Annotated in this window: 17 protein-coding genes; 11 read left to right on the forward strand and 6 right to left on the reverse strand. The window is 40.5% G+C overall.

All coding sequences use genetic code 11. From position 1 onward, the window contains the following. The first annotated feature begins 2 nt into the window (after window positions 1–2). On the forward strand, window positions 3–332 hold the full coding sequence (locus tag DLM75_RS03085; protein WP_118967055.1) for a hypothetical protein: 330 nt from the start codon (window positions 3–5) through the stop codon (window positions 330–332). 1 nt (window position 333) lies between these two features. Here DLM75_RS03085 and DLM75_RS24190 read toward each other — a convergent pair whose 3' ends face one another. After that, complete coding sequence (locus tag DLM75_RS24190) at window positions 334–930, reverse strand: hypothetical protein (protein ID WP_158586433.1); 597 nt, start codon at window positions 928–930, stop codon at window positions 334–336. Here DLM75_RS24190 and DLM75_RS03100 point away from each other — a divergent pair. Continuing rightward, window positions 929–2,026, forward strand: a complete 1,098-nt coding sequence (locus tag DLM75_RS03100; RefSeq protein WP_118967057.1) for a hypothetical protein — start codon at window positions 929–931, stop codon at window positions 2,024–2,026. The two genes, DLM75_RS24190 and DLM75_RS03100, sit on opposite strands and share 2 nt — an antisense overlap. A gap of 4 nt (window positions 2,027–2,030) precedes the next feature. On the opposite strand, the gene DLM75_RS03105 is transcribed toward DLM75_RS03100, so the two are convergent. Both DLM75_RS03105 and DLM75_RS03110 read right to left on the reverse strand, forming a co-directional pair. Continuing rightward, a complete protein-coding gene (locus tag DLM75_RS03105; RefSeq protein WP_118967951.1) occupies window positions 2,031–3,095 on the reverse strand; it encodes a M23 family metallopeptidase in 1,065 nt (354 codons plus the stop codon). A gap of 132 nt (window positions 3,096–3,227) precedes the next feature. Beyond that, window positions 3,228–4,097 carry an alpha/beta fold hydrolase gene (locus DLM75_RS03110; protein ID WP_118967058.1) on the reverse strand — a complete coding sequence of 290 codons (870 nt, stop codon included), beginning with the start codon at window positions 4,095–4,097 and terminating at the stop codon, window positions 3,228–3,230. A 188-nt stretch (window positions 4,098–4,285) separates the two neighbouring features. Here DLM75_RS03110 and DLM75_RS03115 point away from each other — a divergent pair, with 188 nt between their 5' ends. The 7 genes from DLM75_RS03115 to DLM75_RS24195 all read left to right on the forward strand — a co-directional run bounded on the left by DLM75_RS03115 (window position 4,286) and on the right by DLM75_RS24195 (window position 10,056). Further along, window positions 4,286–4,813: a flagellar protein FlgN gene (locus DLM75_RS03115; RefSeq protein ID WP_118967059.1), complete on the forward strand. Its 528-nt coding sequence runs from the start codon at window positions 4,286–4,288 to the stop codon at window positions 4,811–4,813. A 31-nt stretch (window positions 4,814–4,844) separates the two neighbouring features. Then, a complete protein-coding gene (gene flgK / locus DLM75_RS03120; RefSeq protein WP_118967060.1) occupies window positions 4,845–6,755 on the forward strand; it encodes a flagellar hook-associated protein FlgK in 1,911 nt (636 codons plus the stop codon). Window positions 6,756–6,794: 39 nt separating this feature from the next. After that, the gene (locus tag DLM75_RS03125; protein WP_118967061.1) at window positions 6,795–8,060 is read left to right on the forward strand and encodes a flagellar hook-associated protein 3; all 1,266 of its coding nucleotides are present in this window, start codon (window positions 6,795–6,797) and stop codon (window positions 8,058–8,060) included. A 52-nt stretch (window positions 8,061–8,112) separates the two neighbouring features. After that, on the forward strand, window positions 8,113–8,565 hold the full coding sequence (gene fliW / locus DLM75_RS03130; RefSeq protein ID WP_118967062.1) for a flagellar assembly protein FliW: 453 nt from the start codon (window positions 8,113–8,115) through the stop codon (window positions 8,563–8,565). Continuing rightward, window positions 8,566–8,820 (forward strand): carbon storage regulator CsrA, encoded by a 255-nt coding sequence (gene csrA / locus DLM75_RS03135; protein ID WP_118967063.1) that lies wholly within the window; start codon window positions 8,566–8,568, stop codon window positions 8,818–8,820. It abuts the gene before it with no gap. Window positions 8,821–8,869: 49 nt separating this feature from the next. Beyond that, window positions 8,870–9,667, forward strand: a complete 798-nt coding sequence (locus tag DLM75_RS03140) for an SHOCT domain-containing protein (RefSeq protein WP_118967064.1) — start codon at window positions 8,870–8,872, stop codon at window positions 9,665–9,667. 233 nt (window positions 9,668–9,900) lie between these two features. Then, on the forward strand, window positions 9,901–10,056 hold the full coding sequence (locus tag DLM75_RS24195) for a hypothetical protein (protein ID WP_158586434.1): 156 nt from the start codon (window positions 9,901–9,903) through the stop codon (window positions 10,054–10,056). Between the two features lie 114 nt (window positions 10,057–10,170). Here DLM75_RS24195 and DLM75_RS03155 read toward each other — a convergent pair whose 3' ends face one another. Together DLM75_RS03155 and DLM75_RS03160 are read right to left on the reverse strand one after the other, a co-directional pair. Beyond that, entirely contained in the window at window positions 10,171–11,967 is a 1,797-nt protein-coding gene (locus DLM75_RS03155; RefSeq protein WP_118967066.1) for a monovalent cation:proton antiporter-2 (CPA2) family protein, read from the reverse strand. 48 nt (window positions 11,968–12,015) lie between these two features. Further along, window positions 12,016–12,771 (reverse strand): type 1 glutamine amidotransferase domain-containing protein, encoded by a 756-nt coding sequence (locus tag DLM75_RS03160; RefSeq protein WP_118967067.1) that lies wholly within the window; start codon window positions 12,769–12,771, stop codon window positions 12,016–12,018. A gap of 148 nt (window positions 12,772–12,919) precedes the next feature. Here DLM75_RS03160 and DLM75_RS03165 point away from each other — a divergent pair, with 148 nt between their 5' ends. Both DLM75_RS03165 and DLM75_RS03170 read left to right on the forward strand, forming a co-directional pair. Beyond that, window positions 12,920–13,405, forward strand: a complete 486-nt coding sequence (locus DLM75_RS03165) for a glutathione peroxidase (protein ID WP_167731723.1) — start codon at window positions 12,920–12,922, stop codon at window positions 13,403–13,405. Window positions 13,406–13,444: 39 nt separating this feature from the next. Continuing rightward, window positions 13,445–13,888, forward strand: a complete 444-nt coding sequence (locus tag DLM75_RS03170; RefSeq protein WP_118967069.1) for a MarR family winged helix-turn-helix transcriptional regulator — start codon at window positions 13,445–13,447, stop codon at window positions 13,886–13,888. Here the strand turns inward: DLM75_RS03170 and DLM75_RS03175 are convergent. Beyond that, a complete protein-coding gene (locus DLM75_RS03175; RefSeq protein ID WP_118967070.1) occupies window positions 13,885–14,859 on the reverse strand; it encodes an NAD-dependent epimerase/dehydratase family protein in 975 nt (324 codons plus the stop codon). The genes DLM75_RS03170 and DLM75_RS03175 overlap by 4 nt on opposite strands.

Consider the following 14,859-nt stretch of genomic DNA (forward strand, 5'->3'; position numbering starts at 1 on the left):
AAATGCAGACTGACGATAAAAAATACATTCGAGTATGGAAAAAGTTAAGCGTTTCGGAAGTTTCTTCCCGACTCATGTTGATCGATGATTTGTATGGAACTTGTGGAAATTGCAAACATCTGGGTTTGAATTATACCAAGGACAAAGTTTGTCCCGAATGTAAAACGCAGTTTCGATATCTGGCAACGAATTCTAAATCAACAGCTGATGTTGCAAAGATTCTGAATAGAATTGAAAAGGAAGGTTTGGATTTGATTCTGATCGATCGCGAAGATTTCAACCAGTCGAAAGCAAAAGATGCGATCAAAGACCTTTTCAAACCTGTAGAATAGTTTATTCTTTATTCCGATTGAGAACGTTCCGTAGGCCTTGAAGAGTTCTGTCCAATTCTTCGATCTGTTCTTTTAAGGAATTGGGGTCTGAGATCGTTTTTGAATCGGAAGAATAGAGCTTTGAATAACCTTCCGCCATGAGTTTTTGAAATGATTTCTGAACATTCAGAAGGCCGCTCTCAAGATCTTTCGGATGAATCGAATTTTTCCTTTGATATAGTTTTTTTGAAAATACAAAGCCTATGCGGATCAAAAAGAAAAAGTAAGCGGGAAGCAATAGATAGAACGCCGTCAAAACAACGGGGCCAAGGTTCCAAGTCTGCGAAAGAGAGTGGTGAAAGAAAGAGCGGAGAATCGATACGATGAGGACTCCTAATGTATAGTTGAAACGACTCGTAGTTGGAGAGATTGTATTGAATAAGAATACTAAAACGAGGGAAAAAATCAGAACCAAAAAAAGATCTAAAGGAACGATTGAAAAAAGAATCTTCAAAAAAGAAGTAATTACTCCGACCGTGTCCAGAAATGATTGGATGGACTGGGATAGGCTGTCAAAACTCGTTTTCAGATCTGAAAAAAATCCGGTAATCTGACTCATGAAATTACTCCAAAAAATTCCTGGCTGGAAGAAACTCCAAACCCTCCGTTCTAAACTGCAAGAACTTTCCTTTTTAAGAAAACTCTTCCTCATTTATTCCACCGTCGGAATTTCCTTTTTAGTTTTACATGAGAGTCATTTACCGCTCTTCTTTATCATCATTCTTGTGTTCGGTGCCTATGTCGTGGCCACCTGCTTTTTCTTTTTAATTTCCTTCGCTTTCGGAAAGTTATTAAAGGAAGAATCAATCAAACAGTATCAAATCGGACCGGACTCCGCAAAAACGATCGATACGACGCGGATCGTTCTAAACCCGATTACGGAAACGATCGTTTTCGTAGCGTGCATTCTTCTTTTATTATTAACCGACTTCTACTCCAATCGTTCGGGAATCTTTTTTATTGCGGTCTATTCCTGTGTGGGGTTGGCCTTTCGGTTTTTGGAAAGCACGGTCTTTTACAGAATTTTTCTATTAGGGCTTCTGGTTTTGGTCGGTGGTTTGTTAAGTTTTAAAACCTTACAGAAGGCGGAGATTCTGACTTCTTATATTCTTTTTAAACCGAACTGGGAGGAAAAAGAACTTACGAATTGGAGTTATGATTCTGAATCCAAAGTTGTAAAAAACGAGGATATCAAAGTTCAATTGACTTTGCCCGAAGATTTTTACTTTCATAATCCTAAGAATCTAACCTTAAAAGACCAAACCGGAACCGGTCAAATCGCTGGAATTATCTCGTCCAGTGAAACGGACCCAAACAGATATCCTTCCATTCGAATTTTTTATTTTCCCGAGCCTTTTTTAGAGATCGATAAGATTAAACCTGAGTTTCAGAAATTCTTAGATCTTGCGATCAACCAAGGCGATATGGTCGAAGTACACGAGTTAGGTGAAGAGAATTTTGAGAAACGGATGGATGGAGTTTTCTGGACTTATTATGATAATCTAAGACCGAGATACGCGAAAACGGGATTCTTCATCTCTTCCGGAGACAAATTGCCGGATTCTCTTCTCTTTCACATTTCTGAAAGCCTTGTAAAGGGAAGACAACACGAAGAATCCGTAGAGAAAATTCTTCAAAGTGTGAAAAGAGAATAGGCTCTTAAGGTTTTTCTTTCTCTTCGAATAGTTTCAAACCCAAAACCGAACGAGGATCTACTAAGGTTCCTCGAACTCGTAGTCCCAAATGTAAATGTGGTCCTGTCGACATACCTGTGGAACCGACCTTTCCGATCGGATCTCCTTTTTTCACTTTGTCCCCTACTTTTACATTCAGCTCCGATTGATGCATGTAGAGAGAATAAACTTCCAGACCGTGATCGATGACCGTAAAATTTCCTTCGTAGTACATCGGTCGAGATAAGATTACGGTTCCGTCGTTGATAGCATAGATTTGAGTTCCGAGTCCGCCTTTGAAATCGACTCCGCCGTGAGCCTTTCCTTTTTTCTTATTGTAAACACGTCGCTTATAGAAAGGACTCGTAAAGTGAACATCTTGCACCGGAAAAATGAAATCTGAATCGATCTGAAGATTTGTCTTTGTCTGGAACGCTTCCGCTTTTGCTTTGGAACAATCGGCTATAAAATCCAAGGTTTCCTGGGGCAATACTTCGGAAGTGTATTTTTTGTCCATCGTTAGCGAAGACACTTTCGTTTCGGCAAAGTCGGTTTTCTGAATCGGAATTTCATATTCCTTAAAATCGTTCTTTCTAAAAAGGTTTTTATCCTGAATTTCTAATATTCCACTTTTCTTATCAAATTCAGGCGAAATAGGAATCCACGCAAAGAATACGTTTTCTTTTTTTGTATAAGAAACTTCTTTTTTCTCCCATAAAATCTTAATTCTATCCAATTTAGAAAGAATCGTTTTTTCAGGAACGAGCTTTAAAAGCAAAAGTTCTCCCTGAGCAAATCTTCTTCCCTGAATGGAAAAGGAAAAAAGGGCTTCCTTTTTCTTTACGACTTCAAAGTCTCGAGGTTCTTTTCCGGATGCCTTTTTTGCCTTTGTAGTTGATTCCGATTTTGTTTTTTCCGTCGTCGAAATTACGGAGGCGATTTTGGGATCTTTTTGTTTCGTTTCCGATTTATCCTTAGAAAGGATCGCCCCAAAATTAATTAGAATCATGGAAAGCGTAGAAATGGATAGAATTCTAAGATATTTTTGCATTGGCACCTGCTGGAGAAATGAAAATGAGTAAGAAGGAACGTATTTCATTTGGAAATAAATTATAGAAGTCAATCTTCCTATTGGAAATAACAAGACAACTTTTCTAAATCAGACTCATTTTTCGTCCGAATTCTATCTTTGCAAAAATTCATACAAGGAAGGATTGAGAATCTCGGGAATGTCGTGATGTAACCAATGTGTGGCTGAAAATCCCTGATATTCCCCATTCTCCAAAAAAGATAGGGAATCCTTGCCCATTTCCTTCTTAAGGAAAGGATCTCTTTCACCCCAAAAAATTTTTACCGGATGGGGGAGTTTCCGATTCTTCTCCTTCGGCAGTTTTGGAGGGAAAAAAATCGCCGCACGGTACCAATTCAACATGGATCTTACGGTCCGAAAACCAGACCAAGCTTTTCGATAATGTATGAAGTCTTCGGAGGAAAAACTTCCCTTATTCGATGTTTTGATAAGCGAATTCCAAAGCATTCTAAATTTATTTCGAATTAACAGATACTCCGGAATTAAAGGTAAGAGGAAAAAGAATATATAAGATGTTTTTTTCCTCTGAATCTTATCGTTGAGAATCGTATGTTTGATCGTTTCTAAGTGAGGCATATTTAGAATGCAAACTTTTCGAAATCGTTCCGGATTTTCGTATAAAGAATTCCAGAGGACGGCCGCCCCCCAATCGTGAGCGATACAATCCGCCTTTTCGATCTGCAAAGAATCTAGAATGGAAACGATATCGAAAGAAAGCAGAGAGATTCGATAGGAAGAAAAGAACCAAGGTTTTCCTGATTCCCCATAACCCCTCTGATCCGGCAAAATTAGAAAGTATCCTTGATTTAGGAAAAACTCGATTTGATTTTTCCAACCATACCAAAATTCAGGGAAGCCGTGTAAAAAAAGAAGAGGTGGGTTTTTCGGATCTCCTACGGTAACGACGTGAAGTTTTATATTCCCCGAAGAAATGAATTTATGTCGAAAGCGATCATTCTTCATGTTTTCTCTCTTTCTTTCGGTTCGAGTGTTTCTTTTCCTCGTTCTTTCTTCGCTCCAGAGCCTTTATTTTTCGCGGGCAAGTTATGTCCTATTAATACCCTTGAAGCGGATTCCTCTTTTTCTTTGAAAATTACCTAAGCAAATTTCCGATTTTACCGATTCTTCATAGCAGGGATCGGATAAAACAGATGAAGCAAGAGGAATGGTTGGAGCAACTTACGAAACTTTTTCAGGAAGAGATTCATCTCTACTCGAATGTCCTGGAATTAGAAACTCAAAAATCTGCCGCAGTAGTTCAAGCGGATGGAAAAACCCTCGAATCAATCACAAAGAGAACCTATGAACTTCTCGTGATGGCGTCCGAAATCGAAAGGGTTCGGATGAAATCGATCGAGGAAGTATACCGATCTAAAAACTTTGCTCTTCCAGAGAACGGGGCTCCTACGCTGTCGGATTTTCTAAATCAACTCGATAGAGAATCCAATTTCCGTTTAAAAGAATACGGTTCTTCGCTCAAAGCGATCCTTCATCGTTTGAAAGAAAAGATCAAATCGAATGAGAAACTCATTCTTACTCGGCAAGAAATCCTTTCGCGTACAATTGAAGCAGTAAAAGAAAAAGCTTCCGAATCGGGTTTAAGTACATACGGCTCCGGAAAAAATCCGGAACGAAAGCAAGCTAAGAGACCGGCTCTTATGCTGAACGCTTCGGCGTAATCAAAAGATATTTTCATTATAGGAGGATGCCATGGGATCCACATTTTCAGGTCTTGAAATAGGAAAAAGAGGGCTTACTGCTCACCAACAGGCGCTTCAGACTACAGGTCATAATATTTCCAACGCGGATAACAAGCAGTATGCGAGACAGAGAGTCACGATGACTGCGATGGATCCTTTATACGATCCTTCACTCAATCGTTCCAATCTTCCGGGACAGATTGGCCAAGGTGTTGAAATCGCTTCGATCGAAAGGATCAGAGACAACTTTGTAGACGATAGAATCATCGAAACCTCGGGAAACAAAGACTATTGGGCGGCTCGAAACGAATATCTTTACCAATTAGAAACGGTTTTCAACGAACCGAACGGAACTACACTTCGAACTCTGATGGATAAATTTTGGTCTTCTTGGGAAGATCTTGCAAACTATCCGGAGGACAACGCACATCGTTCCGTGGTTTTAGAAAGGGCAAACGGCCTCGGTAGCAGAACCGAAGATGTATATCGCAAACTTGCACAACTGAAGGATCAGGCAAACCGAGAAATCGAAACGAAAGCATATCATATGAACACGATCGCCGAAAACATTCGTACTCTTAATGATCGAATCGGCAAATCGGAAGCTCTCGGTGATCGACCGAACGATCTCTATGATAAAAGGGATGCGCTTTTACAAGAACTCTCCTCTCTCGTGGATGTTACGATTGGGCGTTCCGATGAAGATGAATTGATGGTCTTTATCGGACAACAGATCCTAGTTCAAGGAAACAAAGCCAACAAAATCGATATTCTTGGTAACCCTTCGAAAGACGGTTTACTAGATCTTTATTGGTCTTCTACCGGCGATCCGGTTTTATTGAGAAAGGGACGTCTGCAGGGTTTGATCGAAGTTCGGGATAAGATCATACGCGAAAAAATAGATCAAGTAGATTCTCTTTCCATCAACGTAATGGATGCGGTGAACGAAATTCACAAAGACGGTTTCGGCATCAATGGAAACACAAATCAAGCGTTCTTCAACATCAGATCCCTTTCGATCAACACATTCGGGGAATACGATTCCAACGGGGACGGACAAAACGATGTGACGGCAATCTTTCGCGTAACAGGAAGAAACACAATCGATCCTGATCGTCCCATCGGTATCAATGGAACGATTAGCTTCAATCAGTCGGATGCGAAAGAGGCGCCTGTATTGATTCCCTATTCTTCCAATGATACGTTGAACGGAATCATCAAAAAAATCAACGCTTCTCGTTCCGGCGTTGTGGCTTACATGAACCACGACAATCAATTGGCTCTGAAAGCTACCGTCGCTGACGATCATCCGAATAAAAATTTCATTTTAAGACATATCGAAGATTCCGGAGATCTTCTCGTTGGAATGACTGGGATATTAATGGCGTCGGGTCCGTCCGGAGCGTACGACTACAAGCGACTCGGTGAAATCAATAAACTTCAATCACGTCCGGAAGACATTACTCTGACTCCTCACTTTCATCCTTCTTCGCATTTTAGAATCGCGGAATCAATCGCGAATAACGTCGCAAACATAGCCGCGGCTCGCGGTAAGGATGTGGGTGGGACCGGGGATTATAATTCACCGGGAGGTCATAAGGACGGACGGAACGCTCTTATGGTAGCTTCCGCTCTGAGAAACAATCCCGTGATGGTGGATTATTCGAAAACGACGGACGATTTTTACAACACTCTGATTTCGAAGTTAGGAACCGAGGCAAGAGAAGCAAAGCAAGAATTCGGCATTCAAAACGATCTCATGTCCGAATTGGAAAACATGAGACAATCCGTTATGGGAGTTAATCTCGACGAAGAGATGGCTAACATGGTCCAATTTCAACATTCTTATAACGCTTCGGCAAAGATGATCAATACCATGAATGAGATTCTGGATACGATCATCAATCGCCTCGGCGTGTAATCTCACGAAAAATTTGGTGAGTAAGGAGAATCTTATATGATGCGCATAACGAACATGATGCAGAACAACAGCTTGGTTAAGAATTTAAACAGACACCAGCTACAGATGGACGAAACGCAGAATCAACTCGCAACGGGGCAAAGAATTCGACTCCCTTCCGATGAACCTGGTCGCGCAACGAATCAGATGTTCTTTCGTTCCAGATTAAACGAACTCGATACATTTCAGAGAAATATCGACGACGGAAATTCACGTTTGCAACAAATCGACGGGGAATTGGACCGGATCGGTTCTCTTTTTCAAAGAGCAAGAGTTCTTGCAGTTCAGGCATCCAACGGGATCTATCAAGGAGACAAAGGTTTCGAACTCGAGGTCGCAATCGGAAAAGAAATCGACGAAATCTTGAGGGCTCTCGTTGACATTGCGAATACGAGGGATGCAACGGGACGACCTTTATTCGGAGGTCACGTTATCGAACGACCTCCTTTCGAGCCGATCGAATCTAAGATCAAAGGTCTTCAAGGAATCGAACTCAAAAATCAATTTATCGGAGTTGAATATCGTGGAGACACCGGCGAACAACTCCGTGAAATCGAAAAGGGTGAATATATCCCCGTAACAATTCCCGGAAACAAAGTTTTCTGGGGAACGAACATGAGTATTACAAGTAAAGTTGATAACTCCGGATATATCGCTTCTTCCGATCAAAAATTTAAAATTGATGGAGTGGAGATACATGTTTCCGCAGGAGATACGATCGACGATATCATCGACAAGATCAACAATTCCCCTTTGGAAGTGAAGGCGAACAAATTGGCTCAAGACAACATTAGTTTGAGTTCGACCGCTCCTCATCAGATCTGGATGGAAGATACGGAGGGAGGAACGATACTCAGAGATATCGGCCTCGTGGATTCCGCAACTTCCGAACCTCCCAATAATTATTCAAAGTCCGCGACTGTCACAGGACTTTCCGTATTCGATGTGATGATCCAATTTCGAAACGACCTGATTCAAAAGGACCAAGAAAGAATTTCCGGTCGAGACCTTCAAGATTTGGATTTGGCAATGGAAAATATTCTTCGATACCGAGCGGTGGTCGGCGCAAGAATGAATCGAATGGAAGAGCACGCCCAAAGGGTCGATTTTGATAAATCTTATATGACCGAACTTCTCGCCAAAAACGAAGGGGTCGATTTTCCGGAAACCATCATGAATATGAAGTGGCTGGAAACGGTTCATCAATATGCGCTCAACGTCGGGTCCAAGATAATTAAACCGACATTGATGGATTTCTTAAGATAAGAAAAATGAGATAGAATGATTCGAATGAAAAGCTCCGGGGAAAGAATTTAAAATGGGAATCGAGATTCAAACAAAACCGTTTGGAAAGATACAAATATCGGAAAAACAAATCCTCTCCTTTCCGGAAGGTCTTCTCGGATTCGAAGACTACAAAAACTTCGCATTAATAGAAGAGGAAGAGGAGTCCGTTTTCAAATGGTTACAATCTACCGAAGAAGTCGACTTAGCGTTCGTTGTGATTCCTCCTTCGCTTTTTAAAAAGGAATACAAACCGCTGATACCCGAGCAAGAACTTCAACTCATAGGCATTGAAGAAATTAATGAAAGCTTAACTCTTGTTATCGTGACAATACCGGGTGAAGATCCTGCACTGATGACAGCCAACATGCAAGGACCGATTCTTATCAACAAAGTAAGTCTTATAGGAAAACAATTCATATCCAGAAATGAATCTCACTCGGTTCGCGAAAAAATTCTCGAAACCGCCGCCGTGGAGATGAATTAAGTGCTGGTCCTAGCAAGGCGAACTAACGAGTCGATAATGATCGGCGATGATATCGAAATCGTCATCGTCGATATCAAAGGAGACCAAGTAAAGATCGGAGTAAAAGCTCCTCGGAACGTTTCTGTACATCGTGCAGAAGTTTACAAGGATATTCAAGAAGAGAATAAAAAGGCCGCCGGAAACAAGATCAAACCAGAAGATCTCGGAAAGATCGGAAATATTCTCAAAAAGAAAGACTCGGAGAAAAAAGAATAATTCTTCTTGAACGATTTCAATTTTCTATGAGGATCTCATTGAGTTTTTCATGAAGTCGTTGATCGTCCTAATCATTTCATTTGTATATTTTACCTGCTTTTCAGGTATTCGGAAGGAACTCAATTATTCCTCTGAGTCCATCGCATTCTATTCTTTCGCAAAAAGCCCGGAATTTCCAACTTGGATCGATCTCGATGCTAAGTTTCCGGAAAACTTGGAATCCGAAAAATTCAAAAAAATCTTAGAAGAGTCCTTGTTTCAATTTGGAAATCGGAATGATTCTTTGGTGAACGATACTGCGTTACGCATCTTTTCGAGAGAATTGAGCAAAGAAATTGCTGATCGATCGTTTCTCAAATTCAAACAGGCGCCCGAGCAAACGTATCAGCTATGGATTTTAAAAAAAGACGATTCTATCAATCCGGGAAGAAGAATACGGAGAACCGTATTTCTATTATATCCTACCTCGACTGCGATTCATTTTGTTTTTTTTGAGTTGAATCAGTTCATTGATTTTCAGACCCCATATACGTTTCAGGATTGGTCCAATTTTTCAATCTCGGAATCGAATTTGAAACCTTCTCTTGAGGTATATATACCGGATTCAGCGATCGGAAAGCTGACCTATTTCAAAGACGATTTAAAAAGTGAATCGAAAAAATATCATATTGTGGCCCCTTTTGAACTTCAATCGATGTCGATCTCCGAGCCCAATAGCTCTTCCCAGAAAAAGAACATCAGCGATTCCGAAAAGCGATTGATCGAACTGAAAGCGTTGTTCGATAAGAAGCTCATTTCTGAAGACGAATACAGACGCAAACGAGAGGAAATCCTAAAGGCATTGTGAGAACCACATTATAATTCGCTTGTATTGGAAACTTTTTCACATTTTACACAATGGCGGCTCAAAATCGTTTGGCTTGAGTCTCTTGAAAGTGCGCATAACGTTCGAAACGGGAGAGATATAAATTCTTCTAAAACTTTTTTCGAAAAGAATGACTCGAATCGTATCTTTTCTCGGAGAAAGAATGTGTAATCGTTGAATTTGAGTCGGGCTTCTCAAAAAATCGGAGCGGCTCGATGAAGAGCCACTCCGGAGAGAATAGTGAAGAGAATTGGATTTCTCCGATTCAAACTCTATGGGAAGTCGGAATCGAAAAAGTTTCCTATATGGAACATATCCAAGAGAGCGGATCTAAAGGACAGAGAAAAATCGGCCAATTCTTATATTTTTAAAGAAAGAGAGGATTAAAGAATAAGCGGAGAATAATTTATTGAGTAAGTTGCATTCGATTTGACGCTTTTTTTATCAAATCGTTCGTTTTGAGGTGAATGAGCGAAAGGGTCGGATTAACTTCCTGTTTTTCCCTCTTTTTCAAGTCGATCCGCTTCAAATGCCGCCTCTAATTGCCGGATGGAATTTTTAGAAAATTGAATGAACTCTTTTTCGTTATGTCTTACTTGAAACTGTCCCTTGAGAGTCAGCTCATCATGCGCGCGGAATTTCTTAATTTTCTGTTCCACTTCGGAATCCATAAAACCGAGATGGCTCAAAGTTTCTCCCGCTAATTCAAGAGCGGAGGCGAATGTATCTCTTCTGATGATTTTTACTCCGAGTTCCAATAATTTAAAAACGTGTTCTCTATTTCGAGCACGCGCAATAATCGTAAGGTTTGGGAAATGTTTTTTTACCATCTCTGCGACCTTTACCGAAACATCTATATCTTGAACTGCTAATATAAATAAATCGGCTTGTTCAGCGCCGGCAGATCGAAGAAGACTTAGCTTACTAGCATCTCCATAGTAAATCTTATAACCGAATCTTCTCGCCACGTTCACTTGTTCCGGATTGTGTTCGAGTGCGGTAAAACCGATTCTATGAACGAATAACATCCTTGCGATGATTTGACCGAATCTTCCGAATCCAGCAATGATCACCCGGTTTTGTTCTTCGATGTTATCCGCTTCCTGCTCCTCAGTTTTTTTAAAGAATACGTCCGAGATTTTGTCTTTCATAAGACCGAGGATCGGTGTCAAACCCATAGACAAGGTGACGACTGCGATCACAAGATCAGCTCGTTCTCTCGGTAAGATTGAAAGAGTGACGCCGACGCCTAATATTACGAAGGCGAACTCCCCACCTTGGGAAATCGTAACGGCCAGATTGAGAGACGTTTCTTTGTTTTGCTTTGTTAGTATTCCTAAAAAGTAAAGAACGAGAGCTTTGACGGACATAAGACCTAAGGCAAAAAGTATGACAAGAATCGGATCTTTTAAAACCTCACCGAGATTTATGGACATTCCAACGGCTAAAAAGAAAAGACCTAAGAGCAATCCTTTAAACGGCTCTAGGTTCGATTCCAATTCGTGTCGATATTCGGAATCGGCAAGAATCACTCCTCCTAAAAAAGAACCGAGAGCCATCGAAAGTCCGACTTGATCCATCAACAAGGAAACACCGACTACGATTAATAAAGATAGAGCCGTGAATATTTCATGATTTCCGGAAGACGCAACGAGTCGAAACAATGGCCTTGCTAAAAATCTTCCGGATAGAATCACCACAAGGATCATACCGATCGCCGTCAGGATTTGCATTACTGAATTCTGCGCACCCGTATTTCCTGTCGACTCCCCTAAGAAGGGAAGAATTGCCATCACAGGAATCACTGCAAGATCTTGGAAAAGAAGAATCGCGAATGAACTTCTTCCGTGCGACGTATTTAATTCGTTTTTTTCTCCTAAAACTTGTAAGGCAAATGCAGTGGAAGATAAGGAAATGCTAATGCTAATCACGATTGCTTGCGAATTACTCAATCCAAGTAGTGATAAAATTCCGAAAAAGATCAAAGAGGTGAGAATGACTTGAAGACCGCCTAAACCGAAAACCGGTCGCCTTAAAACCCAAAGTCGTTGCGGTTTCAATTCTAGTCCTATCAAAAATAAAAGGAGAATGACTCCGAACTCGGAAAGATGGAGAATGCGTTCGACGTCCGTGATCAAACCGATTCCCCAAGGTCCGATGATCGTTCCACCGATGAGATAGCCGACTACGGAACCCAGTCCCAATTTTTTAAACAATGGCACCGAAATTACTGCGGCAGAGAGGAAGACGATAAGAGTTATCAGTAAACTGTGATCTTGCATTCTATTTCCTGAATTTTTTAGACTGTTAAACGAACCGCATTGTAAAAGTTAAAATAATTTCATGAAAGAATATACGAAAGAATGTGCGTCCCCAGGCCATCGGGAAGAAACGTAATTGCCATCGATAAGAGAATGACCTCTTTTGATTTTCTTATGATTGTCTCTTAGGATGGGTTTCGGTCCAAAGTGAAAATCACTCGGCTCTTTTAGATTCGCCTTCACTTCGTCTTCCACAGATTGAGCATAGGTCCTATAATAATCGCCTAACCAAAATCGTGTTAGGTTCCATGCGGCCATCTCTTGAGATTTTAGGAGGGCCGTCGTTTTTTTACCGAAGAGTATCGAACGATCCGTCCCCGGTAGTTTACTCCGCGCGGCTAAAACCACGCCGTGACAAATTGCGCCGAGAGGTTTTCCACTCGCAAAGAAAGCTCCTACAAACTCTTGAAGCGTTTTTGATTCTAAATATTCCTTCATACCTGGAGCGTGACCGCCCGGAAGAATGACACCAGAGAAATCTTCCGGTTTTAGATCCTTGTACGATAAGGGATGTAAAAAATGAGTGTCATCCGTCATTTCTTGATAAGCGACTCTTGCATTTTTATGAGCAATGAGAATCGGTTTCCAGATGCCCAAACCTTTTCCAGTCAGCATTCTAAAATCGCCTTTTGCCGGTTTTCCGTTCGGAGTAGCAAAGAACACTTCGAAATCGTGCTCCTTTAAAACCTTCCAAGGAATAGCGGCCTCTGAGGGATCAAAATCTTCGGAAGGGAGAGGGATAAGAATTTTATTCTTTGTACTCATAGGATTCATTCTAAGCAGATCTATAAAAAATCAACCCCGAAGAGACTTCCGGATTTGTTTTCAAAGATTTTATAAAATTCTTCTTGACCGAATTCTTTAATTTTAATTTTTTAAAATTAAATTGTGCACAATCTAAATGGAGATTGAAATGAGCCAAACATTGTATGACCTCACTGCCACTTTGAACAGCGGCAAAGAACAGAAATTGGAAGATTACAAAGGAAAAGTCCTCTTAATCGTGAATACTGCAAGCGAATGCGCGTTTACACCGCAGTATGCAGCCCTTCAAGAACTCTATAAGAAATACAACTCGGAGGGTTTGGAAGTTTTGGGATTCCCATGCGATCAATTCAAACACCAAGAGCCCGGATCGGACGAAGCGATCAAAAGTTTCTGCCAACGAAATTATGGAGTAGAATTTCCAATTTTCAAAAAGATAGACGTGAACGGAGACAATGCTCATCCTGTTTTTCGTTTCCTTAGAAATGAAGCTTCTGGATTTTTCGGAAATTCTATCAAATGGAATTTTACAAAATTCTTAGTCGATAAAAATGGAAAAGTGATCAAACGTTATGCCCCGATTACGACTCCGGAAAAGATCGAAAAAGAAATCCAAGATCTTTTAAAAAAATAAGGAAAATACCCGTTTTGGAATTTCAAGACGGGTGATCTTATGATCGCTAAAGAACTCTACTTAGAAAATCAGATTTGTTTTCCCTTGTACGCTTGTTCTCGGGCGGTGACATCCTTATATCGACCGATCCTCGAAGAGCTTGGCATTACATATCCTCAGTATTTGGTCCTCCTGATTCTCTGGAAGGAGGATGGGTGTAGTGTAAAGGAGATCGGAAAGAAATTATATTTGGATTCCGGAACTCTAACCCCATTGCTCAAGCGTTTGGAAGAATCGGAATTGGTTCAGAGAAAAAGATCGACTGAAGACGAACGCTCTGTTCAGATTTTTCTTTCGTCAAAAGGAAAAAAACTTAAAGACAAGGCAATTTGTGTTCCGGATAAACTTCTGGAAAATTTGGACATAGATAAAAAAAGTCTAACCGATCTTAAGAATGATTTGGATCGTTTGCTGAAAATTCTTTCCGAAAGAGAAGATTCTTAATTCTTCGTTTTTGCGTGAACGATCGCGCTGATACCCGTTTCCAAAGAAGTTTTGAATTGGAATCCAAGTTCCTTTTGAATTCGAGAGGAATCGACGATCGAAGTCTCTTGGATATATTCTATATTGATTTTTCGATTCGTCAGTTTCGAATAGATCGTATTCAGAATGTGAAATAAAGTTAGAGTGAAGCCTTTCATTCGAATCTTGAGATAGAATTTTTCCGGAAAAATTTTTCGAAAAATAACCTCAAGTTCTGAAAAAGAAAGGGCGTTCGGAGATGCCACGTTGTAAATCTTACCGGATGCTTTTATCCATTTTTCCATTACGATTAGAATTGCATCGATGACATCGAAAGAATAGACCGTTGATTTTTTGAATTTAGGATTTCCGGAACAAAGAAGAATACCATACTGAAAAATACGAAGTATTTTATTTAAGAAACTTTTGCTAGTCGGGCCATAAACGGAAGCGATTCTTAAGATAACGGATTTATTCTTTGAATTTTGGACGAGAGCCTCGCATTCTCTTTTGCTAAGAGCGTAGAATGTTTTTCCGAGTAACGGTGAGTTTTCTGTGACAACGTTCTCGGAAAATCCGTAGACGGAGGTTGAACTGGCAAAAAGAATCCCGGTTTTTTTGTGTTTAGAAGCGAAGTTAAGAATTTTCTTGGTTCCGAGTTCGTTTGTTTTTTTATAATCTTCGTAACTTGACCCTTCTCCGCTCACCTTGCCTGCAAGATGTATTATGAATTCAGGCTCTTCGCTTAAAGAGAGTTCTTCGGATCCTTCCAGATCGTATTCATAGAAAACGAAGTTCGGATGAAAGCGAACTGAATCCGGAAAAGAAATTAAACTTCTCCCGATGCAAACGACTCTGAATTTTACTAATAATTCGGGTAAGAGAATCAAACCTAATGACCCGCTTCCACCCGTTAAGAGCACCGTTCGAATCCTATTTTCTCTTTCTTTCAT

The organism is Leptospira stimsonii (assembly GCF_003545885.1).
GTDB classification, from domain to species: Bacteria; Spirochaetota; Leptospiria; order Leptospirales; family Leptospiraceae; genus Leptospira; species Leptospira stimsonii.